Source organism: Pseudomonas sp. LAMO17WK12:I5, assembly GCF_900215165.1.
Classification (GTDB): domain Bacteria; phylum Pseudomonadota; class Gammaproteobacteria; order Pseudomonadales; family Pseudomonadaceae; genus Aquipseudomonas; species Aquipseudomonas putida_A.
In genome coordinates, this window is sequence record NZ_OBDS01000011.1 from 31,535 (window position 1) to 54,822 (window position 23,288).

Annotated in this window: 15 protein-coding genes; 5 read left to right on the plus strand and 10 right to left on the minus strand. The window is 61.3% G+C overall.

What is annotated here, in order from left to right; translation table 11 throughout:
* Positions 1-27: 27 nt before the first annotated feature.
* The 8 genes from CRO59_RS20015 to aspA all read right to left on the minus strand — a co-directional run bounded on the left by CRO59_RS20015 (position 28) and on the right by aspA (position 17,572).
* Positions 28-4,602 carry a dermonecrotic toxin domain-containing protein gene (locus tag CRO59_RS20015; RefSeq protein ID WP_097089440.1) on the minus strand — a complete coding sequence of 1,525 codons (4,575 nt, stop codon included), beginning with the start codon at positions 4,600-4,602 and terminating at the stop codon, positions 28-30.
* A gap of 152 nt (positions 4,603-4,754) precedes the next feature.
* Positions 4,755-5,855, minus strand: a complete 1,101-nt coding sequence (locus tag CRO59_RS20020) for a polyamine ABC transporter substrate-binding protein (protein WP_097089442.1) — start codon at positions 5,853-5,855, stop codon at positions 4,755-4,757.
* A complete protein-coding gene (locus CRO59_RS20025) occupies positions 5,852-6,877 on the minus strand; it encodes a histone deacetylase family protein (RefSeq protein WP_096795419.1) in 1,026 nt (341 codons plus the stop codon). The genes CRO59_RS20020 and CRO59_RS20025 overlap by 4 nt, the downstream gene beginning before the upstream one ends.
* Positions 6,878-7,145: 268 nt before the next feature.
* The gene (locus CRO59_RS20030; RefSeq protein ID WP_097089443.1) at positions 7,146-8,141 is read right to left on the minus strand and encodes an AraC family transcriptional regulator; all 996 of its coding nucleotides are present in this window, start codon (positions 8,139-8,141) and stop codon (positions 7,146-7,148) included.
* A gap of 103 nt (positions 8,142-8,244) precedes the next feature.
* Complete coding sequence (locus CRO59_RS20035) at positions 8,245-12,861, minus strand: hypothetical protein (protein ID WP_097089445.1); 4,617 nt, start codon at positions 12,859-12,861, stop codon at positions 8,245-8,247.
* 134 nt (positions 12,862-12,995) lie between these two features.
* The gene (locus CRO59_RS20040; protein WP_097089446.1) at positions 12,996-14,000 is read right to left on the minus strand and encodes an asparaginase; all 1,005 of its coding nucleotides are present in this window, start codon (positions 13,998-14,000) and stop codon (positions 12,996-12,998) included.
* A 171-nt stretch (positions 14,001-14,171) separates the two neighbouring features.
* Entirely contained in the window at positions 14,172-15,617 is a 1,446-nt protein-coding gene (locus CRO59_RS20045) for a sodium:alanine symporter family protein (protein ID WP_097089448.1), read from the minus strand.
* A gap of 530 nt (positions 15,618-16,147) precedes the next feature.
* On the minus strand, positions 16,148-17,572 hold the full coding sequence (gene aspA / locus CRO59_RS20050) for an aspartate ammonia-lyase (RefSeq protein WP_027610364.1): 1,425 nt from the start codon (positions 17,570-17,572) through the stop codon (positions 16,148-16,150).
* Positions 17,573-17,752: 180 nt separating this feature from the next.
* On the opposite strand from aspA, the gene CRO59_RS20055 reads away from it, so the two are divergent.
* The 5 genes from CRO59_RS20055 (at position 17,753) to CRO59_RS20075 (ending at position 21,578) form a co-directional block, all read left to right on the plus strand.
* Entirely contained in the window at positions 17,753-18,661 is a 909-nt protein-coding gene (locus CRO59_RS20055; protein WP_064116481.1) for a LysR substrate-binding domain-containing protein, read from the plus strand.
* Positions 18,662-18,994: 333 nt separating this feature from the next.
* Complete coding sequence (gene purE / locus CRO59_RS20060) at positions 18,995-19,486, plus strand: 5-(carboxyamino)imidazole ribonucleotide mutase (RefSeq protein WP_003229641.1); 492 nt, start codon at positions 18,995-18,997, stop codon at positions 19,484-19,486.
* Positions 19,487-19,496: 10 nt separating this feature from the next.
* Positions 19,497-20,579 (plus strand): 5-(carboxyamino)imidazole ribonucleotide synthase, encoded by a 1,083-nt coding sequence (locus tag CRO59_RS20065; RefSeq protein ID WP_097089450.1) that lies wholly within the window; start codon positions 19,497-19,499, stop codon positions 20,577-20,579.
* 114 nt (positions 20,580-20,693) lie between these two features.
* The gene (locus CRO59_RS20070; protein ID WP_003229635.1) at positions 20,694-20,939 is read left to right on the plus strand and encodes a GlsB/YeaQ/YmgE family stress response membrane protein; all 246 of its coding nucleotides are present in this window, start codon (positions 20,694-20,696) and stop codon (positions 20,937-20,939) included.
* A gap of 102 nt (positions 20,940-21,041) precedes the next feature.
* A complete protein-coding gene (locus tag CRO59_RS20075) occupies positions 21,042-21,578 on the plus strand; it encodes a DUF3299 domain-containing protein (protein ID WP_007962278.1) in 537 nt (178 codons plus the stop codon).
* 151 nt (positions 21,579-21,729) lie between these two features.
* Here the strand turns inward: CRO59_RS20075 and CRO59_RS20080 are convergent, their stop codons facing one another.
* Positions 21,730-22,629, minus strand: coding sequence for a D-hexose-6-phosphate mutarotase (locus CRO59_RS20080; RefSeq protein ID WP_097089452.1), 900 nt, complete (start codon positions 22,627-22,629; stop codon positions 21,730-21,732).
* A gap of 58 nt (positions 22,630-22,687) precedes the next feature.
* Entirely contained in the window at positions 22,688-23,092 is a 405-nt protein-coding gene (locus CRO59_RS20085; protein WP_003229628.1) for an acyl-CoA thioesterase, read from the minus strand.
* Between the last annotated feature and the right edge of the window lie 196 nt (positions 23,093-23,288).

Here is a 23,288-nt window from a genome sequence, read left to right on the forward strand (position 1 = left end):
GTCATTGTCCTTTTTGACGTTTGGGGCTTATGAGAAAAACAGCGAACGCGCCAGCTGCGGGCTGATCGCGCTGCGATAGATAGCGATGATTTGCGGGCTGCTGGTGGCTGAGTCCAGGTCGAAGGCGCCGGCCATCCGCCGTTGCTCCTGCAGTTTCAAATGGGCGGCGGTGAAGGCGTCGGCCGGTGCATCGGGGCTGTTGTAATGGAAGTGCGCGTACCACAACGTCTTGCCGGTGCGCCGCTCGCGAATTTCGTACTCCTGCAGATAATCCCTGCGCGGGCCTTTGAGGCGACGCCGGGCACCGCCAGACACAATGTCGATCTCATTTTTGTGCAATAACCATTCGACCCGGGCGGCGGTTGGCGGTTGTTGCTTGGTCATCTCGACCCGTATCCGGTAGCCCTCGGCGTACAGGCGTTCACCCGCCTGGTTCAATTGGGCGATCAGGGCTGGCGGCTCCTCGGTGCTGTTCGCCCGCAGCCGGGCCTGTTCAAGGCTTTTCGCGCTTTCGTCGAGCTGTTCGGCCTTGCGCTGGAACTGCTCTTCGATCTCCACCGGAATCCGACCGGGTTTTTTGGCATGGGCTTCGGTTTGCCGGATGAAGCTTTCTACGCCATCGAGGAGCGTCTGGCCCTGGCTGATCTGGGTGGCGAGATCCGCTACCGGAGCAGGCGGGCGGCGCCGTCCGGGCTGAATGCGTTCGACCCAGACACCGGGCGTTTTCTCGTGAAACGTGGCGATGACGTTCCCGGTCATGGGCGCTTTCACGTCAAGCAGAACCGGTTGCCCTGGCGCCGAGGAACGCAACTCGCCGACCACTGTGCCCTTGAAGCGGGTTTTGATAATCCGTTTACGTGAGGCTGGCGCTGGCCTTGAAGGACCGGGCCGAGGCTCCACCGGCCGGTGTTCGAGGAGCAATTGCGCCAGGTGCTCTTCGGTCTGGCGTTGAAACTCGTTGATTCGTTTACGCGTGTGGCTGAAGGGCTCGTCGAGCAACACATCCTTGTGGTTGAGGGCGAAATCCTCGAACGACTGATCGATGGCGACGAACTGTTCGAGCATGCCGTTGAGGCCTTCGATCCGCTCGTTGGCCCCCAGGCTGGTCTGGTCGAGCAGCAGTTCCTGGGAGGTCTGAATCACCAGGTTGGTTGTGTCGAGCAGGCGTACCAGATCGCCTTGCGCCTGAGTCAGCGCTGGCGAAGCCTGCTCTTTCAGGCAGATGTCGCGAGCCAGCGACACCTGAAGTGCCTTGAGATCATTGAGACTGAACACAGGCAGCTTTGCGCGATAGGTATTGGCGACTTCAGCGGCACGTTTGCCCAGTCGGCTCAACTCCTGAAAACGTGACTGGGCAAACTCGATCTTGCTGATCATGTCCTCGGTCAAATCGTACATTCTGCGGTAGGTGACGGGGTCACCGGTGCCTGCAGCCGTTTCCTCGGCCTCGAGCAGCACCAGGGTTTCCTTGAGGATTCTGGCGAAGAGGGGGTCACGTTGAGTGAGCCATGTCTGGTTGAAGAACAACTGGGTACCGAGCATCTCGGTCATGGCGGTGCGGAAATGGGGTACGGTCTCAAGCAGGTTCAGCGATTTCAGCTGGTCGATGGGAGCCGCGTATTCCCCGGTGCGGCGTTCAAGTGCTGCAAGAAACGTGGTCTGCTGCGCCACCAGAGTGTCATCGCTGGCCGTGGTCATGGCGGTGTGGGCGGCTGTCAGCTCTGCGCGGGCCTGCTCGCGCGTGTTATCGAACTCGGTCAGTTGTTTCTTGAGTTCGGCGATGCGTTCATTGTTTTCCCGTCGTTTGGCCTTGCGCCGACTCGACAGACCACCGCCGCGCAGACGCAGGCGAGTGTCGACGAACCACTCGCCCCGTCGATTGCGGATCAACCCGGGGCCCTGACGTCCGGGCTGTCGCTGCGAATTGATGATCGAAACCTCACCGGTGTCGGCGACCGCCACTTCGAACCAGCGCTCACCCACGGGTGCGTAGTACCCGCTGGCATGTCGATAAAGGTGACGATAAAGGCCGGCGTCGCTGGCGGGCGGGGTGAGCGCTTCGGGGCGCGTAACGGCAAACCGATCCAGGGTTTGGGTCAGGCTCAGGGCGGTGTCGGTCATCAGCGAAGTCTGATGTTGCGCCGGATAATCCCCGATCACATCAGGGCGTTGCACGATGTTTACCGGCGTTGGTGGCACCGGCTCCCTGGGCTCGGTCTCGACGGTCACCGGCTTCTTTTCAGTGATGTCCCGAGGCGTCGCGTTACGGGTGCTGGCGTGATGGGCGAGCACCATGGCCAGGGTCAGCAACAGATCGGTCATCGCGGTTTTCTGCTGCCCGGTGTCGCCTGTGGCAGCGGCGTCGAAGGTTTGTTGCAGATCGTCTAGCACCTGCCAGATCCAGGCGGCGGTACCGACGGTTCGACCGAAAAACGGCAGCGCGGCGCTGAGGATCATCCAGCTCGCATGCTTGAAGCTCTCCCAGCGACTTTCGCTATTGGACACCGATTGCCGATTCGCCAGTTCGACCATTGCGCTGACGTTGGCCTTGAACAGAAAAGCCAGGTAATTGGTAGCGATGACTGCTGTTCCCAAGGTCAGCGTGCCGCTCATCTGCAAGGAAGTCAGGGGATCGGCGAGCAGTTGTGAGAGCGACCATACCGAGGGTCGATCATCGCTGAATACGTAATTGGCATAGTTGGCGCGCGCACTGTCCGGCAACCAGGCGAGGACCGACTGACGCAATGTCGGTGAATGCTTGATGGCGTACACCAGGTTGGCCGGCGACGGGTACTGGAGCAAGGCATGATCGGACAGGGGCCGGTACAGCAGGCAGGGTCCCTTGTCCATCTGTCGGGGGCCGATCACGAACATGTTGGCCACTTCATCGGTGGTTGTCCCCGGGCGCCACGCGGGATTGAAGGCCAGCGGTCGAATGACGATCTCCTGACCGTCCACCCGGCGATTGTCATCCAGCAATTGAACCACGGCCGCGACATAGCGATAGCCCGCCTCGTCGACCCCGCCCTGCGCGCGAATCTTCTGCTGCAACGCCAGTAACGGCAATTCGACACGCAGCCGGCTGGTGAACAGGTTCTGCCGTCGCAGGCTTTCCAGCGGGTCATCGCGCAGTTTTTGCCTGATCAGCGCAGGATAGGTCTGGCCGATGTCGACACTGATGATCAACCTCTCCAGATAATCAGCCGTCATCCATGCCGGCACCGCAGTGCTGCCGATACTGCTCACGGTCTTGTTGCCCAACGGCAAGGCAATCAGGTTCTGCAACGCCAGGTCGACCAGGCTGAAGGTGCTGCGTTCTGGCTCCAGCAACGGTGTGAAACTGCCCCACACCACCACGCTGTCGACCACGATGCGAATCTCGACCAGATTCAGTTCAGTGGCTTCGGGATGCTCCTTGAGCAGGGCCGCCTCCAGTTGCTCCAGCGCGAACTCGCGAATCGGTTTGATGCCGTCGTCAAAGGACTGCTCGGCGTTCTGACTTTGCACCTGCGCCAGATCCATCAGATGACGGCTGTAGGCAGTCAGGTCGCTGGGCGAGGCGTCGACCATCCACTCTGGCAACGCTTGCTCGACCAGGTTGAAGCGTGAAGACGACTGCTTGTCCGTGGGATCGAGTTCGTTGGTCGTGCGGCTGACGTGGGGCGTCAGATTGGTTGTCGCCGGTTCGTTTGCCAGCTCGCCAATCGCGTCGGCCTGCAGGGCGATCAGATTGCACGCCAGATGATCGAAGTAGTCACCGTCAGGTTCGATCAGCCGCCATTGCAGGGTTGCAGGCGGCGGTCCCTCCGTCTGGGTCTGCAGTGAGGCACCCAGTTCCTGCAGGGTATCGAAGGCCTGGAAACCGCGAGTGATGGTGTGGGTGAGAATCAGCGTGCGGCTGCCGAGCGTGCCGATCAGTACGGCCATGTCGAGGACGTGCAGGTGACTGGAAGTACCATCGCGCGTGGTGTCCAGATCGATCAGGCAGGCGCGGGACTGATAGCGATCATCGATACTGCGGGCAGTTTTTTGCGGATGGTCGAAAAGACTCTGAGCCATGGCGCGCTGATCTTCGTCCCACGCCGGGTTCGTCCCGACGTTCCACAGTTCGCGCAGGGACCTGGACAATCCCTGCCAGCGCGGGGCGGAGGCGCGGGTGAACTGGTTCCAGTAATCGACCTGTTGTTCCTCGAAGGCAACAAACAGCAGCGGCGCCAGTTCATTGAGCAGCCTGGCGATAGCCTCGATGTTGACGGGCAGTTGTACCGGTGTCTCGTGCGCAGGATGCAAGGTGAGGTAGTGCTCGCCATCCAGGTAGGTCACTGGCTTGTTGGCGACGCCATGCCGCACCAGCGCATCGGTCAGCGATTCGAAGTGTCGCGGCCCGGGGACGACACGCTGGTCACGCAAGGTCCAGCCAGGTGTCACCACCATTGCCAGTCGCGGGTCGATCTGTAACTTGGGGTATAGCGTCTTCAGTGCCGGTTGCAGGGCGCGGGTGGCGACTTCCCTGATTGAGGGGCCGGCGACCAGTTGGGTAAGCAGGGCGTCTTGATCGTCCGGCAGCTTGTGGTCGGCGGGAGAGTTGAGGGTTTCTGGCATGGTCACATCCTTGGTCAGAACAGCAGACACCGCGAAAGAGGCGGCGAGCGATGCGTTGCAAGGTAGTGACGGGCCGAGCACCGAAGGTGGTAGATAAATATCGCAGACAAAAAAAGACCCGCACGGCGGCGGGTCTTGTCGTCAGCGTCGGCTCAGGTGCCGGACTTGATCTTGGTCCAGGCCCGGGTGCGTGCCCGCTCGGCATCCCGCGGCAGCGGTTGCAGGGTGTAAAGCGTGCCCATCGCCGCATCGGTCGGGTACAGGTTGGGGTTGTTGCGGATCGCCGGGTCGACCAGTTGGGTGGCGTCCTTGTTCGGGTTCGGATACCCGACGAAGTCGCTGACCGGCGCGATCACCGTCGGTTGCAGCAGGTAGTTGATGAAGGTGTAGGCGTCCTCCGGGTTCTTCGCGCCCTTGGGAATAGCGAGCATGTCGAACCAGATCGGTGCGCCTTCCTTGGGCAGGCGCATGTCGACCACTACACCGTTCTTCGCTTCTTTGGCGCGATTGGCCGCTTGCGAGAAGCTGCCGGAATAACCGACCGCGACGCAGATGTCACCGTTGGCGATGTCGGCCATGTACTTGGACGAATGGAAGTAGGTCACGTACGGCCGGATCTTCATCAGCAGCGCTTCGGCCTTGGCATAGTCCGCCGGATTTTTGCTGTTGGGATCCAGACCCAGGTGTTGCAGGGCCAGCGGCAGAATCTCCGACGGCGAGTCGAGCAGGGCGACGCCGCACTGCTTGAGCTTGCTGATGTTCTCTTCCTTGAAAATCAGGTCCCAGCTGTCCACCGGCGCGTTATCGCCCAGCGCGGCTTTGACCTTGGCCGGGTTGAAGCCGATCAGGATGGTGCCGTACATGTACGGCACGGCGAATTTGTTGCCCGGGTCGTTGGCTTCGATCAGCTTCATCAGTTTCGGATCGAGATGATTCCAGTTCGGCAGCTTGCTGCGATCCAGCGGCTGGAACACCCCGGCTTCAATCTGCTTGGCGAGGAACACGTTGGACGGCACCACCACGTCATAGCCGGAGTTGCCGGTCAGCAGTTTGGCTTCCAGTGCTTCGTTGGTGTCGAAGATGTCGTAGACCAGTCTGGTCTGGGTGTTCTGTGCCTTGAAGTCTTCCAACGCCTTGGGCGTGATGTAGTCGAACCAGTTGTAGACGCGCAGGGTACGTTCTTCGGCGTGGGCGCCGACGCTGAGCAGCGCGGCGCACAGGGCTGGCGTAATGCAGTGCTTGAGTCGGTTCATTGTTCGAACCCTTCGAGCACGTTCACTGCGTTGATGCCGATTTCCTCCACCGCGTAGCCACCTTCCATGACGAACAGCGTCGGTTTGCCGAGGGCGGCGATGCGTTTGCCCATGGCCAGGTAATCCGGGCTGTCGAGCTTGAACTGCGAGATCGGATCGTCCTTGAAGGTGTCGACGCCCAGCGACACGACGATGATGTCGGCACCGTAGCTGTCGATCTCGTTGCAGGCCTGTTCCAGCGCCGCACTCCACACATCCCAGCCGGAACCGGCCGGCAGCGGATAGTTGAAGTTGAAGCCTTCACCGGCCCCTTCACCGCGTTCATCGTCATAGCCGAGGAAGAATGGAAACTCGGCTTCCGGATGGCCGTGGATCGAGGTGAACAGCACGTCGCTGCGCTCGTAGAAAATCGACTGAGTGCCGTTGCCGTGGTGGTAGTCGACGTCGAGGATCGCGACCTTCTTGTGGCCGGCATCGAGGAATGCCTGAGCGGCAATGGCGGCGTTGTTGAGGTAGCAATAACCGCCCATCAAGTCGCTGGCGGCGTGGTGTCCCGGTGGTCGGCACAGGGCGAACGCACTGCGTGCACCACGCTGGATTTCGGCCTGCGCAGTCAGCGCCACTTGCGCTGCACTGTAGGCTGCTTGCCAGGTGCCGGCGGTGATCGGCGCGCCGCCGTCGAAGCTGTAGTAACCGAGCTGGCCGTGCAGGCTGGTCGGTTTGATTTGCCGCAGGGTGCGCGCGGGCCAGGTGTAGGGCAGCAGGTCGCCGTCGGTGTTGAATTCGGTCCAGCGCTGCCACGCCCCTTTGAAGAAGTCGAGGTAATCGCGGCTGTGGATGCGCGCGATCGGTTCGAGGCCAAAATCCTTTGGCGCTTCTACCGGGCCGAGGTTCTGGTGTTGTACCCGTTGCAGCACGTGGTCGGCGCGCGACGGCATTTCGAAACACGGCTTGAGCTGGCCGTCGATGAGTTCGCAGCGGCCGTGGTGCAGGTGGTGATCGTCCGAGTAGATCGTCAGCATTTGTTGTTCTCCGCAGGGGGCTGATTCGGTTGCCCCCAGTGTTGCGGCGCGCGGCGAATCGGAGAACGGCAGGAAAGGCCAAAAGGGGATCGATATGGCCAAAAACTCTGACCGCAATTCGCCCCTCTTTTCAGTACAGCCTTGCTTCGATTCAGGCATGAAATGCGTCCCGGTGGGAGCGGGCTTGCTCGCGAATACGGTATGTCAGATAAATTGATCGCGACTGACACTGCGAATTCGCGAGCAAGCCCGCTCCCACATTGGAACATCAATGAGGGCGAAACTGGCTCGGCGCCACCCCGCTCCAGCGCACGAACGCATGGCGGAAACTCGCGGTCTCGCTGAAGCCCAGGGTCTCGGCGATGCGGTAGATCGGCAGTTGATCCTCACACAGCATCTGCTTGGCCCGCTCGAAGCGCAGTTCGTCGAGCAGTTCCTGATAACTGCTGCCCATGTCCTTCAAATGGCGGCGCAAGGTGCGCGGCGAGCACTTCATTTGCTGGGCCAGCCCCTCAAGCCCCGGTGCTGCATTGAGCTGGGCACTGAGCAACTGGCGAATCCGCCCCAGCCACGCCTGACGTCCGGTGAACTCGATGTTCTGTTTGCGGCAGCGGTCGGCCATGGCCTGGTGGGTGATGCAGTCGGCCAATGGCAACGGCTGATCGAGCCAGCGCCGGTCAAAGGCGAAAGCATTGTCCTTGGCGCCGAAGTGCAGCGGGCTGGCGAAGTGTTCGGCGTAGCTGTCGCGGTAATCCGGCGCGGCATGTTCAAAGCGTGTCGCCAGCAATGGCAGCGGATGCCCGAGCAGGTCGTCGCAGATGACCTTCAATGACACCAGGCAGAATTCCGCGTTGAACACCGCCATCGACGGACTCTCGCGGTAATCGGCGGCGACGAACCAGACCCGCTCGCCGTCGTCTTCCAGGCTCAGTTCGAAAAGTGTTCCCAGCAGCGCCGGATAGCGAATCGCCAGGCGCAAAGCGTCACCTAAGGTGGCACTGGTGAGCAGTGCGTAACCGAGGATGCCGTAGCAGGACACGTGCATCCGCCGGCCCAGTTCCAGGCCAATGTCATGCTTGAGCGCGACCGCGTTGGCGCAGACCTGCATTTCCTGATTGGTGGTGATGCGTGTGTCGGCACGGGCCAGATCCGCCGCACTGATGCCGCTGCCGGCCAACAGCGCGTCGCTCGACAAGCCTTCGGCCTTGAAGGTGTTGAGCACCAGTGAGACGGCGTTGAGTGTGGTGAGGTGGGAGTGGAGCATGAGGCGGCATCCGCTGGTTTTTGGCAAAAGAGGCAGCAAGTAGCGTGCCGTGCACGACGCCCACAGGCAGGGGCGACGTCGTGCACGGTCATCAGCGTATGCCTTAGCTCGCGCTGAAAAACAGCTGTCGGGCCTGCTCCACGCCGATCATGCTGCGGTAGTACGCCAGCCGTTCGGCCCGGCTCAACCCGCGAGTGCTGTCGGCATCGGATCCCAGTTGCCGCTCCGCGGGGGTTTTCAAACGTGCAGAGAGGAAGGCCTTGTCCGGCACCCATGAGGTGGAGTACAGAAAATGCGCGTACCACAGCACCTTGCGCGTGGTCTGGTCAGTGATGCTGTATTCGTCCAGGTAGAGCGCCTTGCCGCCCTTGAGGCGGCGTCGACTGACAGTTTTTGCAATACGGATGCTGTCATTGGTCTGAAGCCAGGCGACACCTGATGGTGTGGGTGATTGTGCCCTGGTCATCATCGACATGGCGGTTTTGGCCTGCTGATATAGGCTGTCGACGGCATCGCTCAGCGCCTTGTTCAGCACCGCAGCCGAGCGCTGGCTGCTGTCCGTGGCGTTGCTGTCGGTCAGGGCCTGTTCAATGGCCGCGCTGACGTGTTCCAGTTGCAGGGCGTGCTGGTGAAACAGGTACTCGATACCGACCGCCGAGCGTCCGGCCTGCTTCATGAGTTCGTTCATGCGCAGGGTGAACGCCGGCAGGCCGTCGAGCAGGTCCTGCCCCTTGTTCAGGGTGGTTTCGAGCGCTGGCGTCGGCGTCGGCAAGGCAGTGCTGATACGTTCGACCCACACCCCGGAAGTTTTTTGATGAAAGGTCGAGATGACCTTGTCCGTGAGCGGTGACTTGATGTCGACCAGGTCGGTTTCCAGGCCCTGTGCCGTCAGGCGCGGCTCGCCGATCAGCACGCCGTTGTAGCGGGTGCGGATGAACTTCTTTTTCGGCCTTGGCGGTTGCACGGGAGGCGCCGGGCGGCTGCGCAGGGTGTCGCGCTCTTCGAGCAACAGCACCAGGTTGTGGCGGGCGCTGCGGTTGAATTGCTCGAGCTGTTGGCGAAGGTTTGTCAGCGGTGCCTCTTGCACACTGTCAGCGAACGCGGACTTGAAGTCTGCCAGGCGCTCGTCGAGTACGTTGAATTGTTCGATCAGATCGTTGAGGCAGTCGATGCGTTCGTCGAGCCGGGAAACGCTGCGCTCCTCAAGGGTGTCGCGCAGCGCCTGAACGGCGATATCGGCGGTATCGACAATCTGGTCGAGACTGAGCCAGGCGTCCGCGGCGGTCGCCACCGAATGTTCGGGCAGGCAGACATTGCGCGCCAGTGTCACCTGCAGTGCCTTGAGATCGTCGATCGAGTACGCCGGAAGTGCCTTGCGAGTCAGTTGAATCAAGCGCAAGCCGTCTCTCTCGAACTCTTTGAGTTGCACCAGTTGTGCCTGGATCTGCTCCAGACGTGTGATCATGTCCAGATTGAGCTCAAGCATCTGCCGCGTTTCGGCAATATGCCGGTTCTGGGGCTGTTCAGCCTGTTCTTCGAGATGATTGAGTACGCTGCGCAATGTCGGCGTGAACAGGGTCAGCGCTTCGCGAATCCCTGCATGGATGAGTTCGAGCTGCGCCTTCAGGTAGCTCAGGGATCTCTGTTGGTAGTCAGCCGTTGGCGAGAATACATGCAACGCCTTGAGATCGCTCAACGCCTGGGCATAAGCGACGCGTTGCCTGTCCAGAGACTGGAGAAAGAGCTGGCGGTGGGCCGCAGCGGTCTGAGCGGTGGCAGCGTTCATTGCCTGGCGGACCTGTTCCAGCTCACCTTGCGCTGCCGCTTTACGGCTTTCGAAGGCGGTCAGGCGGGTGCGCAGTTTTTCCGCTTCGATGCGGCGTTGTGCTTCAGCCAGCTGTGTCAGGCCGGCCGAGCCGCCACCGCGCAGACGCAGTCGGGTATCGACGAACCAATCGCCACGCAGATTGCCAATCAGGGCTGGGCCGGTACGGGTTGGATCCTGCGGATCGATGATCATGACGGTACCGTTTTCGTCCACCGCGACCTCGAACCAGTCATGGCCCACCGGGGCGTACCATTTGCTGTTGTAGCTGTAGAGATTGCGATAGAGCCCTGGCGTGGTGTTGGCGCTACCCAGACGTTGCGGGCGAAGGATTTTGAAGTGGGACAGCACGGTGCCCAGACTTGCGGGCGTGCGATTCGCGGCGCCGCTGATATTCAGGGTTTGCTGCAGGTCAGCGGTTTCATGGGGAGCACTTTTTTCCAGTTGTTGCACGGTGATTTCAGTGGTCGTGGGGTCAGGGTTTTTCGGTGTTTCGCGTGCCGCTGTCTCATGGGCCAGCCGTGGTCGGGAGCGACCTGCGATGTGCAACGTGATCGCCATCCCCAGATTGAGCAACACCTCGGTGAACGCTGACCATTGCGCGGAAGAGTCATCCTGCTCCCGGGCTTCCTTCAGGGCTTGCAGTTGCTCCATCACCTGCCAGATCCACGTCGCGACACCCACCGTGCGTCCGAGGAACGGCAAGACGGCATTGAACAGGGTCCATCCGGCCTGTTTGAAACTGGCCCAGCGACTTTCCGCATTTGACACCGACTGGCGGTCGGCCAGCTCGACCAGCGCCGACGCGTTGGCTTTGTACAGAGCGCCTGGCAGATCGCCCTCCACGGTCTTTCTACCGAGGCTGATCGGCCCACTCATGACCCTCATTTTTTCCGCATCCACCAGAAACTCGGTGACGGCCCAGGGGGAGGGCAACGTGCCTGGAAACACATAGTTGGCGTAGTCGCTGCGCACGCGGTCCGGGAGCCAGGCGAGCACCGAGTCACGCAGACTGGCGGATTGCTGGATGGCGTACAGCAAGTTGCTGGGGGAAGGGTATTGGGTCAACGGCTGGTCGAGCATCGGTCGATACAGCAGGCACGGCCCGGCGCTCGGGTCCTCAGGACCGATCACGAACATGTTGGCGACTTCGTCATGGCTGCCGTCTGTTCTGCGTTGAGGTACGAAAGCCAGAGGCCGCATGACGATGGTCTGGCCCTCGACCATGCGATGGTTGCTGTCGGGATCCAGCACCGCGACGACATAGCGGTAACCGCGTGCGTCGATACCGGCCTTGCCGCGAATTTTCGATTGCAGGGCCAGCAGCGGCAACTGGATGCGCAAGTGTTGAGTGAACAGTGCCTGTCTCCCGGCGGAAGCTGGCGTGGTGTCGACCAACTGACGCTTGATCAGCGCCGGGTAGGTCGTACCGATATCCGCGCGGGTTACCAGGTCTTCCAGATAGCTTACGGTCAGCCATGTCGGCAATGGCTTGCCACGGGTGGAGTGCAGGGTCTTGTTGCCTACCGGCACTGCAATCAGATTCTGCAAGGCCAGATCGGTGACGCTGAAATTGTAAGTCTCGATTTTTCCCGGAACAGTAAAGGTGCCCCAGATCACCGGACTTTTGACCCGCAACTGGATCGACTCCAGAGCTGTTTCAAGATCGGTACGCTGCGCATCGGCGTGCGCGCGAAGGGTCTCGGCATGCAAGGCGTTCATTTCGCTCAGCGCGTATTCGCTGATTGGCAGGATGCCATCCAGATAGGACTTGCCGGTGTTCTGGTTATGCAGTGCAGCCAGATCCTTCAAGTGCCGGGAATAGTTGTTCAGATCCGGCAGTGATGCAGCAATGAGCCAGTCAGGCAAGGCATTCTGAAACCAGCTCAATGGCGGGCCGGGCTTTTTCGCCGTGGCGTCGACTTCGGGGGTGGCCGTGGACAATGGCTTGTCGAGCGGGGCAGGTGTGGCAGGAGAAAAATCCAGCGCGCCGATCACATCGATCTGAATCGAGACCAGTGCACACGCCTGATAATCGAAGATGCTGCCCGAGGGTTCCAGCAATCGCCAGTTCAACTGCTGGTACGGCTGAAGATTGCCCACGTGCGCAGGCAAGGATTTGCCCAGGTCATCAAGAGAGTCGAACTTCTGATAACCCTTGAGCAGTGAATGGGCGAGGATGACCGTCTTTCCCTGTTGTGTGCCGATCAGCACGGCCATCGATACTTCGTTCAGATGCTTTACGGTTGTGCCATCGATCAGATCAATGGCGATCAGGCAGGCGCTGTTCTGGTCATCGATTTTCCTGCCGGCCAGACCGGCAGTGCGATACAGCGCGCGGGCCATTGCGCAGTCACTCTCGCTCCAGCCTTGTACCTGATTGACGTTCCAGATCTCGCGCAGGGTGTTCGACAATGTATGCCAACGCGGGCCGTTGCTGTCGTCGGCGTTGTTCCAGTACGCCAGCTGTTGCTCCTGAAACGCCGTGAGCATGACCGGTGCCAGCAGGTTGAGCAGGCTGGCGATTTCGTCGATCCGTACCGGCAGGTGGACGGCCGGATCGCTGATCGGTTGTTGCGTCAGAAAGTGTTCACCTTCGATATACAGCGTCGGCGTGCCCTGCACGACCTGGGCGGCGAGGATTTCGGTCAAGGCCTGGTAGGTCGGATTTCCGGCAACGATCTGTTCGTCGACGATGGACCATTGCGGCGTGCCGATCATGGTAATGCTCGGCTCCAGATCAAGCGTGGGGTACAGCTTGCGCAAATGTTCGCGCAACAGCACGGCGGCCACGTCGCGCAAGTCGGGGCCGACACTCAATTGGGTGATCAGGGCTTCGGTGGGATTGGTGCCGGCAGCCGTCTGCCGGGTGGAGCTTGTGGTTGCTGAACTCATCGTGCGTCCCTGCGTTCTGGTGATGGAGGCGATCCCGAGGACAAGTCTCGGGATCGCTCCATGCTAGGGAGGCACGATGCAGCGTGGGTGGTAGATATGTAGGGCGTCGGACTATCGCCGGCGCCGGACCAGGCTCAGCGCAATTCGCCACACAGGTCGAGTTCGATCAGACGCCGCACTTCGGCGTTGTCCAGACCCGCACCGAGCAAGCCGTGCAGCTTGCCGAACGCCGCTTCTCGGGTCATGCCGCCACCGGACAACACGCCAACGCCGCGCAAACGGCTGCCGGCTTCATACACATCCAGCTCGACCCCGCCTTCATGGCACTGCGTGACCGCAACCACCACCACACCGTTGTCCCGTGCGCGGCCGAGGCTGGCAAGGAACTCGGGATTGTCGCTCGGTCCGGTGCCGCTGCCGTAGCACTCCAGCACCAGACCTTTGATACCGCTGGCCAGCAGGCCATCAACCACCTCGGCGCCGATGCCGGGGAACAGTGGCAGCACAGCAACCTTGGCCAGTTGTTTCGGCTGGTTGTAGTTCAGTGCGGCCGGAATCGACGGCGCTTTCACCCCGCCGCCCTGACGCTCCAGGCGCTTGAACGGATGCCGGCCGAAGCTGCGCACTTTCGCGCAACGGGTCGGCGCCAGCAGCTCGCCATGGAAATACAGGTGCACGCCCGGCGCCAGACCCTGACCCAGAGCAACGAGCGCGCCACCGAGGTTTTCCCAGGCATCGCTGTCGGTGACGCCGGCCGGCAGCATCGAGCCGGTGAAACACACCCGGGCATGCAGGCCGAGCAACTGGAAACTCATCGCCGCAGCGCTGTAGGCCAGGGTGTCGGTGCCATGCAGGATCAGCACGCTGTCGCAGCCTTGCACGTCCACCGCATCGACCACCGCTTCGCGCAGTTGCTGCCAGTAGGCCGGGGTCATGTTGGCGCTGTCGATCAGCGGCGACATTTCCCGGAAGCGCCACTGCGGCACAACGAGTTCAGGCTGGCTGTGCAGGTAGTCGCGCATCCGCGCTTCGAAACCGGACGCCGGGGCCAGACCGTTGGCACTGGCCTGCATGCCGATGGTGCCACCGGTGTAGAGCACCATGACGTGTTGGGCGGCGGGAAAGGAATTGGCAATCATCTGAGGGTCTCCACAAGAGATGACATTGTAGGAGTGAGCCTGCTCGCGATAGCGGTTCATCATTCAACATTGATGTTGGCTGAAAGACAGCTATCGCGAGCAGGCTCGCTCCTACAAGTTATTGCATCACAATAACTGACGGGCGCCGGGGATGCGCCCGTCATTCACCTGTCAGCGTTGCGCTGCAGGCACGCCTTGCGGCTCGACTGCGGTCTTGCCGGCGGCTGGCGCCTCGGTCGGCCAGGCCTTCAGGTCCAGATCCAGATCGGCAAATTTGCTGGAGTCGAACACCGGCTGCTTGATGCCCGCACGGCGCTGTTCGTCGTAGTCGCGCATCACGCGCATGCCGACCTTGAACAGCATGGCCAGGGCCATCAGGTTGACGAAGGCCAGGCAGGTCATGGTGATGTCGGCGAAGGCGAACACGGTCGACAGATCCTGCATCGAACCCCATACCACCAGCGCCAGGACCAGACCGCGGAAAACCATCAGCAAGGCGCGGTTGCGGCTGAGGAACTGCAGGCTGTTTTCGCCCAGGTAGTAGTTGTAGAGGATGCAGGTGAAGACGAACAGCGACAGCGCGACGCTGACGAAGATGCGGCCCCAGTCACCGACCACGGCGGCCAGCGAGTTCTGGGTCAGGACGATGCCGTCACCTTCGAAGCCCGGGGTGTAGAAGCCCGACAACAGGATCAGCAGCGCGGTGCAGGTGCAGATCACGAAAGTGTCGAGGAATACGCTGAAGGCCTGAACCACGCCCTGAGCGCCCGGGTGTTTCACCGAGGCCACGGCGGCGACGTTCGGCGCACTGCCCAGGCCCGCTTCGTTGGCGAATACGCCACGCTTCACGCCCATGACGATGGCGCTGCCGAGCAGGCCGCCGAAGGCCGGGTCGAGACCGAAGGCGCTCTTGAAGATGGTTTCCAGCATGGCTGGCACGTGTTCGATCTGGGTGCCGATCACGTACAGGGTCACGCCGATATAGGCCAGGGTCTTGACCGGTACCAGCAGGTCGGACACGGCAGCGATGCGCTTGATGCCGCCGATGAAGGTGATGGCCAGCAGCACCGCCAGGACGATCCCGGTGTGGCTTGGGTCGAAGGCAAAGGCGTTTTGCAGCGAGTGGGTCACGGTGTAAGACTGCAGGCCGATGAAGGCGAAGCCGTAGGTGACCAGCAGCAGGACCGAGAACACCACTGCCATGCCTTTCAACTTCAGGCCGTGCTGGATGTAGTAGGCCGGGCCGCCACGGTACAGACCGTCGCCATCGGCGCGCTTGTAGACCTGCGCCAGGGTGCATTCGAAGAAGCTGCTGGACATGCCGACCAGTGCGGTCACCCACATCCAGAACACCGCACCCGGACCACCGAGGGTCACGGCGATGCCGACACCGGCGATGTTGCCTGCACCGACGCGGCCGGCAAGGCTGAGCATCAGGGCCTGGAACGAGCTGAGTTGCCCGCCGCTGCTTTTCAGGCTGTCGCGGAATACCGCGAACATGTGGAAGAAGTGGCGCAATTGAACGAAACGCGAGCGAATCGTGAAGTAGCTACCGAGCCCGACAATGAGCACGATCAGTACTTTCCCGGAGAGGAAGTCGTTGATGACTTCGAGCATGGATTTTTCCTCGCTGTTTTTTGTTTAAGCAAATGCTGGATGTTCCGAAACATCGCGTTACACCGGTTTGCGCGCGGCACGACAGGTGAGGCGAAGGTTTCGTCCCGGATCCATTTCGCGGGTTTGTTATTAGTTCGGGTTTCGCATGGGTTATGGCCTCGTTACCGACGACCGCTCACGCGAAGAGGGGCGGCACTATACCGATCAGTGCGGCGCCCGTCTGCACGCTCGTGGTGCAAGCGACGAAACGAAGCGTTGAAACACCCGGCGTTACCGGCGCCGGGCTTGTGCGGGAACTGCTCTTCTGTGGGAGCGAGCCTGCTCGCGAAAGCGGTGTATCAGGCGCATTGGCGTTGAATGTGCCGCCTTCGCGAGCAGGCTCGCTCCCACATTGTTCAGTCCCCAGACATACGGGTCTCAGGATCAGAAAGTTAAAAAAAAGGGCTTGGGGACAAATCCCCAAGCCCTCAAAAGGTGAGAGGTGTCTAGTCCCTCGACCTGGTGAGCGGTGCTACAAATAACGCGTCGGCTCAGGCTTTGAGCGGAACCAGACGCGGGGCAATCATGTTTTCCGGGCGCAGGATGTCGGCGAGCATGGCTTCGTCGAGCAGACCTTCTTCGCGCACCAGTTCCAGCACGCCGCGGCCGCTTTCAAGGGCGATACGGGCGATGCGGGTAGCGTTTTTGTAGCCGATGTACGGGTTCAGTGCGGTGACCAGACCGATCGAGTGCTCGACCAGTTCGCGGCAGCGGGCTTCGTTGGCGGTGATGCCGACGATGCAGTGCTCGCGCAGCATGTCCATGGCGCGTTGCAGCAGACGGATCGAGTCGAGGATCTTGAACGCGATCAGCGGCTCCATCACGTTCAGTTGCAGTTGGCCGCCTTCGGCTGCCATGGTCAGCGCCAGATCGTTACCGATGACCTGGAAGGCCACCTGGTTAACGGCTTCCGGAATCACCGGGTTGACCTTGCCGGGCATGATCGAGCTGCCTGGCTGACGCGCTGGCAGGTTGATCTCGTTGATGCCGGTGCGTGGGCCGCTGGACAGCAGGCGCAGGTCGTTGCAGATCTTCGAAAGCTTGACCGCGGTGCGCTTGAGCATGCCGGAGAACAGCACGAAGGCGCCCATGTCGGAGGTGGCTTCGATCAGGTCGGCGGCGGGCACCAGCGGCTGACCGCTGATCAGTGCCAGGCGTTGTACGGCCAGCGCTTGATAGCGCGGGTCGGCGTTGATGCCGGTGCCGATCGCGGTGCCGCCCAGGTTCACTTCGGTCAGCAGTTCCGGGGCCAGCGTCTTCAGACGGGCCAGGTCTTCGCCCATGGTGGTGGCGAAAGCACGGAATTCTTGACCCAAAGTCATCGGTACGGCGTCTTGCAGCTGGGTACGGCCCATTTTCAGGACGTGATCGAATTCTTTGCCCTTGGCCGCGAAGGCCTGAATCAGGCTGTCGAGGCTGGCCAGCAGCGCGTCGTGACCCAGCAGCAGACCCAGGCGGATCGCGGTCGGGTAGGCGTCGTTGGTCGACTGCGCCATGTTGACGTCGTCGTTCGGGTGCAGGTACTGGTACTCGCCTTTCTGGTGACCCATTGCTTCGAGCGCAATGTTGGCGATCACTTCGTTGGCGTTCATGTTGGTGGACGTACCGGCGCCACCTTGAATCATGTCGACCACGAACTCTTCGTGGAAATCACCGCGGATCAATCGGGCACAGGCTTCGCTGATGGCAGCGTGCTTGGCTTCGCTCAGATGACCCAACTCACGGTTGGCGTCAGCGGCGGCCTGTTTGACCATCGCCAGACCCACAACCAGTTTCGGGTAATGCGAAATCGGAACGCCGGAGAGACGGAAGTTGTTCACCGCTCGCAGGGTCTGGATGCCGTAATACGCTTGAGCCGGTACTTCGAGGGCGCCAAGCAGGTCGTTTTCTGTGCGGAAAGATGCAGCGGAGGACATGATAGAAATCATCTCGATATGGACCCGGTCTGTGCCGGAACGCTGCGAATGCTAGGCTTGTGGGATTTTTTGGGCCAATGCTGTTAAACACTGGCCTATGCACATTCGGCATAATGCCCGTGTGACGCCGCGTGTGCGGCAGACGTGTGACCTGTTTTGGTGCGTGTCCGGGAGGGCGTGATGAATCTGGAAAGCAAATGGCTCGAGGACTTCAGTGCCCTGGCCGCCACTCGCAGCTTCTCGCAGGCGGCCGAACGGCGCTTCGTGACCCAGCCTGCATTCAGTCGGCGGATCCGCAGCCTGGAGGCGGCGCTTGGGCTGACGCTGGTCAACCGCTCGCGCACGCCGATCGAGCTGACGGCAGCGGGACAGCTGTTTCTGGTGACCGCGCGCACCGTGGTCGAACAGCTCGGCGAAGTGCTGCGCCACCTGCATCACCTGGAAGGCGGGCAGGGCGAAGTGATGCAAGTCGCCGCCGCCCACTCTTTGGCGCTGGGCTTCTTCCCGCGCTGGATTGCGCAACTGCGCAACGAAGGGCTGAACATCGCCACGCGATTGGTGGCAACCAACGTCGGCGACGCGGTGCATGCATTGCGCGAAGGCGGCTGCGACCTGATGCTGGCGTTCTACGACCCGGACGCGGCGATGCAGATGGACCCGGAAATCTTCCCGTCGCTGCACCTGGGCCAGACCGAAATGCTGCCGGTGTGCGCGGCGGATGCCGAGGGCAAGCCGCTGTTCGATCTGGAAGGCGAGGCCAGTGTGCCGCTGCTGGCGTACAGCGCCGGGGCGTTTCTCGGGCGTTCGGTGAATGGATTATTGCGCCAGCGCCAGCTGCGTTTCACCACCATCTATGAAACCGCCATGGCCGACAGCCTCAAGAGCATGGCCCTGGAGGGGCTCGGCATCGCCTGGGTGCCGCAGTTGAGTGTGCGGGCAGAGCTGGCTCGCGGCGAACTGGTGGTCTGCGGCGGCCCGCAATGGCACGTGCCGCTGGAGATTCGCCTGTATCGCTGCGCACTGGTGCGCAAGGCCAACGTGCGGTTGCTGTGGCGCAAGCTTGAAGGCGGCGCTGCACAGGCTTCCTGAGCCATCGCAGATCCATTTGTGGGAGCGGGCTTGCTCGCGAATACGGTGTGTCAGTCGAGATTCATGTATCTGACCTGACGCCTTCGCGAGCAAGCCCGCTCCCACAGGGGGGATTTGCGGTGTTCTGTCGCTGACCTTCAAGTCAATAAAACCGGGCCTCTGGCTGATTTGACAGATGGTCGTTTCGGGGGCTGTTTATTGCTTTCTTTGCGGTATACTGCGCGGCCTTCGGCCGGTACGTCCGGCCATTTTTCGTACAATCAAGCCACGCAATCCTGCGTGGCTTGTTGTTTTTGACGCGCCTGCGGGCGCCCAGAGAGAAGAGGCGCGACGATGAGTGCACTGGTTGGCGTGATCATGGGCTCCAAGTCCGATTGGTCCACCCTTAGCCACACCGCCGATATGCTGGAAAAGCTCGGCATCCCGTACGAGGTCAAGGTGGTTTCTGCTCACCGCACCCCGGATCTGCTGTTCCAGTACGCCGAAGAGGCTGAGGGCCGTGGCATCGAGGTGATCATCGCCGGTGCCGGTGGCGCAGCCCACTTGCCAGGCATGTGTGCGGCCAAGACCCACCTGCCTGTACTGGGCGTTCCGGTGCAGTCGTCGATGCTCTCGGGTGTCGATTCGCTGCTGTCGATCGTGCAGATGCCGGCGGGCATTCCGGTTGCCACCCTGGCTATCGGCAAGGCCGGCGCGATCAACGCCGCGCTGCTCTCGGCGAGCATCCTTGGTGCCAAGCATCCACAGTTCCACGCGGTACTGAAAACCTTCCGTGCCGAGCAGACAGACAGCGTCCTGGACAATCCAGACCCACGTATTGCCTGAGGTTGTTGAGATGAAGATCGGTGTAATCGGTGGCGGCCAGTTGGGCCGCATGTTGGCGCTGGCGGGTACTCCGCTGGGCATGAACTTCGCTTTCCTCGACCCGGCGCCGGACGCTTGCGCCGCAGCACTGGGCGAACACCTGCGGGCCGATTACGGCGATCAGGATCACCTGCGCCAACTGGCCGATGAAGTCGACCTGGTGACGTTCGAGTTTGAAAGCGTCCCGGCCGAAACCGTGGCGTTCCTCTCGCAATTCGTGCCGGTCTATCCGAGCGCCGAAGCCCTGCGCATCGCTCGCGACCGCTGGTTCGAGAAGAGCATGTTCAAGGAGCTGGGCATCCCGACCCCGGCCTTCGCCGACATTCAATCGCAAGCCGACCTGGACGCCGCCGTGGCTGCCATCGGTCTGCCGGCCGTGCTGAAAACCCGCACCCTGGGTTACGACGGCAAGGGTCAGAAAGTCCTGCGCAAGCCGGAAGACGTGGTCGGTACGTTCGCCGAGCTGGGCAGCGTTGCCTGCCTGCTGGAAGGTTTCGTGCCGTTCACTGGCGAAGTTTCGCTGATTGCCGTGCGTGCCCGTGATGGCGAAACGAAGTTCTACCCGTTGGTGCACAACACCCACGACGGCGGCATCCTCAAGCTGTCGGTGGCCAGCACCGATCATCCGCTGCAGGCGTTGGCTGAAGATTACTCCAGCCGTGTGCTCAAGCAGCTGGATTATGTCGGCGTGATGGCGTTCGAGTTCTTTGAAGTCGACGGTGGCCTCAAGGCCAACGAAATCGCCCCGCGTGTGCACAATTCCGGGCACTGGACCACCGAAGGCGCCGAGTGCAGCCAGTTCGAAAACCACCTGCGTGCCGTGGCCGGCCTGCCGCTGGGTTCGACCGCCAAGGTCGGCGAGAGCGCGATGCTCAACTTCATCGGCGTGGTTCCGCCGGTTGAGAAAGTGATCGCCATCGAAGATTGCCATCTGCACCACTACGGCAAAGCCTTCAAGGCCGGGCGCAAGGTCGGTCACGCCAACCTGCGCTGCGCCGACATGGCCACGCTGCAAGCACAGATCGTCAAGGTCGAAGCGCTTATCGCCGAGTAAACAGTTTCATGTGGCAACGGCGGAACCTTCGGGAGCCGCCGTTCTCTCATGGCAGGATGCCAAAGTCTGACTAGGCTTTGGCATATCTACCATTCAGAGTCAGAGGGAAATGCCATGGGAATTATCGGAACCATCTTTATCGGCTTGATCGTCGGCCTGCTGGCACGCTTCCTCAAACCGGGCGATGACAGCATGGGCTGGATCATGACCATCCTGCTCGGTATCGGCGGTTCGCTGGCGGCCACTTACGGCGGCCAGGCCCTGGGTATCTATCAGGCAGGTCAGGGCGCAGGCTTCATCGGTGCACTGGTCGGCGCGATCGTGCTGCTGGTGATCTACGGCCTGATCAAAAAGAACTGATCCAAGCGACCAAGTCCTCTCTGCCAACGCGGCAGGGAGGGCTAGAATGCTCGGCGATTCAACGTCCTTCCTTTATCCGAGCATCTTTTACCGAGCACCTCCATGCGCCGTCTTCTGTTGACTCTTCTTTTGCTGGGCAGCGGTCTGGCCCACGCCGGCGAACTGCCGGAAACCGACTGGCTGGAACTGATGCCCAAGTCGGACCAGAAAGCCCTCGAGGCCATGCCCGAAATCGACCACAACTCCCCGGAAGCCACCGGCACCTTCACCGAGAAGGGCGGGATGAAACAGGCCAAGGGCCTGCCGGCGGTGATGTATTCGACCAAGACCGTGGCGTCGATGAACGACAAGCACATCCGCATCGGCGGCTACCCGGTGCCGCTGGAATCCGACGCCAAGGGCCGCAGCACGCTCTTCTTCCTCGTGCCGTACCCTGGCGCCTGCATCCACGTGCCACCGCCACCACCGAATCAACTGGTGCTGGTGCGTTATCCCAAAGGTTTGAAGCTGGACGATATCTACACGCCGCTGTGGGTAACCGGCACGCTGAAGATCGAGAAAGTCAGCAATGACCTGGCCGATGCGGCGTATGCGCTGGACGCTGACAAAGTGCGGGTGGTGCAGGAGTCTGATCTCTAACATCTGAACAATTGTAGCGAGGGGATTTATCCCCGATGGGTTGCGAAGCGACCCCCGCTTTGAATCAAGGGCAGGGGCCTGCTCCGCAGGCCATCGGGGATAAATCCCCTCACCACAAAGGCTTTCACCCACATTGATATTGCGGTGTTGGTCAGAGCGGTTTACTGCCGATGCTGACACCCATCGTATGGCTCGCACCCGAGACCAGATTCACCACATCATCCATCACATTCGCCGTCTCGATGCACAGCATGCGCTGCCAGCCATCGTTGTCCATGTCGGCCAGTGCTGCCGCGCGGTCGATCCACGGGTTCCAGATCACGGCGGTGCGTGAGCCGCTGGCGGTCAGTACGATGTGCCGTTCCCAGGTCGGGTCGACAATGCTCAGTTGCGGCGGAGCGTCGAGGTAGATGCGGTCGGTTTCGCCAGCGAAATGCAGGTCACCTTGCTGGCGGTGGGTGTTCCAGTTGTCCAGAGTCTCGATGTAATTCAGCCCTTCAACACCCTCGACGTGCACGTTGCGCACATCGCTGACCGCGAAATAAGTGTGCAGCGCCTGGCTGATGCTGACGGTTTCGACACCCCGATTGTGGCTGGACAGGCTGATGTGCAACTGATCACTCAGATGCAGGGTCAGGGTCAGATCGACCTGATGCGGCCAGCCCGGCAGGCCACCTTCGGGGTAGGGCAGCCTGAATTCAACCTTGACGCCGTCAGCCTCTGATTCGATGCCGCCCAGCTCCCAATCCATCGCCCGCACCAGACCGTGCGCGGGTGCCGGTTGCTCACCGGTGTACATGGCCTGCACGCTCTGCGGGTTGCGTTCGAACTTGCCGAACCAAGGCCAGCACACCGGCACACCGGCGCGGATGCTCTTGCCGGTCTTGAACACAGCCTTGTCGTTGAGCCAGATGATCGGCGGCTGGCCGTCGATTTGATAACTGAGGATGTGCGCGCCTTGCTGGGCCACCAGCACTTCGGCCTGACCGTGGCGGATGCGCCAGCAGTTCAGTTCATCCAGTTTCACCGCTTCAACGTTGGGCGTGTTCATGGGGCAACTCTCGATCAGACACTTGGGACGACTATCGACCGCAAAACCGCGGCGATGTTTAACGCGCGCGCGGCGGCACCGAGCGGGTGCGACCGCTGCCGTCGATGGCGACGAAGACGAATACCGCCTCGGTCACTTTACGCCACTCGCTGGACAGCGGATCGTCGCTCCACACTTCGACCATCATCTGGATCGAGCTGCGGCCGATTTCCAGGGTCTGGGTATAAAAGGACAATTGCGCGCCTACCGCGACCGGCACCAGGAAGGCCATGCGGTCGATGGCGACAGTGGCTACGCGACCACCGGCCACGCGGCTGGCCATTGCGGTACCCGCCAGATCCATCTGCGCCACCAGCCAGCCGCCGAAAATATCGCCAAAGCCGTTGGTTTCGCGCGGGAGTGCGGTAATTTGCAAGGCCAGGTCGCCTTGCGGGATCGGATCTTCTTGTTCGAGCTCTATCATGCCGGGGGTGCCTCTGACCCGTGACTCTTCGTTGGTATTGCTGGTGGTAGCCGTCTTCAGGAAAAACGATTCAGCACCGAACATACTGCGTTCGTCACGTTTTCCATAGGCGCCTAAAGGGGAAACTCTGCGAAACCGGCTGATCCCGTTCAAAGGCCGGGCCAACGACGTTTTCGCACAGCAACCCCCTACAAAC

Bases quoted from the DNA above. Each gene is read 5' to 3' on its own strand.
- CRO59_RS20030 (WP_097089443.1), bottom strand. From the start codon at position 8,141: ATGCTCCACTCCCACCTCACCACACTCAACGCCGTCTCACTGGTGCTC.
- CRO59_RS20015 (WP_097089440.1), bottom strand. From the start codon at position 4,602: ATGCCAGAAACCCTCAACTCTCCCGCCGACCACAAGCTGCCGGACGAT.
- purE (WP_003229641.1), top strand. From the start codon at position 18,995: ATGAGTGCACTGGTTGGCGTGATCATGGGCTCCAAGTCCGATTGGTCC.
- CRO59_RS20045 (WP_097089448.1), bottom strand. From the start codon at position 15,617: ATGCTCGAAGTCATCAACGACTTCCTCTCCGGGAAAGTACTGATCGTG.
- CRO59_RS20035 (WP_097089445.1), bottom strand. From the start codon at position 12,861: ATGAGTTCAGCAACCACAAGCTCCACCCGGCAGACGGCTGCCGGCACC.
- aspA (WP_027610364.1), bottom strand. From the start codon at position 17,572: ATGTCCTCCGCTGCATCTTTCCGCACAGAAAACGACCTGCTTGGCGCC.
- CRO59_RS20025 (WP_096795419.1), bottom strand. From the start codon at position 6,877: ATGCTGACGATCTACTCGGACGATCACCACCTGCACCACGGCCGCTGC.
- CRO59_RS20085 (WP_003229628.1), bottom strand. From the start codon at position 23,092: ATGATAGAGCTCGAACAAGAAGATCCGATCCCGCAAGGCGACCTGGCC.
- CRO59_RS20065 (WP_097089450.1), top strand. From the start codon at position 19,497: ATGAAGATCGGTGTAATCGGTGGCGGCCAGTTGGGCCGCATGTTGGCG.
- CRO59_RS20040 (WP_097089446.1), bottom strand. From the start codon at position 14,000: ATGATTGCCAATTCCTTTCCCGCCGCCCAACACGTCATGGTGCTCTAC.
- CRO59_RS20075 (WP_007962278.1), top strand. From the start codon at position 21,042: ATGCGCCGTCTTCTGTTGACTCTTCTTTTGCTGGGCAGCGGTCTGGCC.
- CRO59_RS20070 (WP_003229635.1), top strand. From the start codon at position 20,694: ATGGGAATTATCGGAACCATCTTTATCGGCTTGATCGTCGGCCTGCTG.
- CRO59_RS20020 (WP_097089442.1), bottom strand. From the start codon at position 5,855: ATGAACCGACTCAAGCACTGCATTACGCCAGCCCTGTGCGCCGCGCTG.
- CRO59_RS20080 (WP_097089452.1), bottom strand. From the start codon at position 22,629: ATGAACACGCCCAACGTTGAAGCGGTGAAACTGGATGAACTGAACTGC.
- CRO59_RS20055 (WP_064116481.1), top strand. From the start codon at position 17,753: ATGAATCTGGAAAGCAAATGGCTCGAGGACTTCAGTGCCCTGGCCGCC.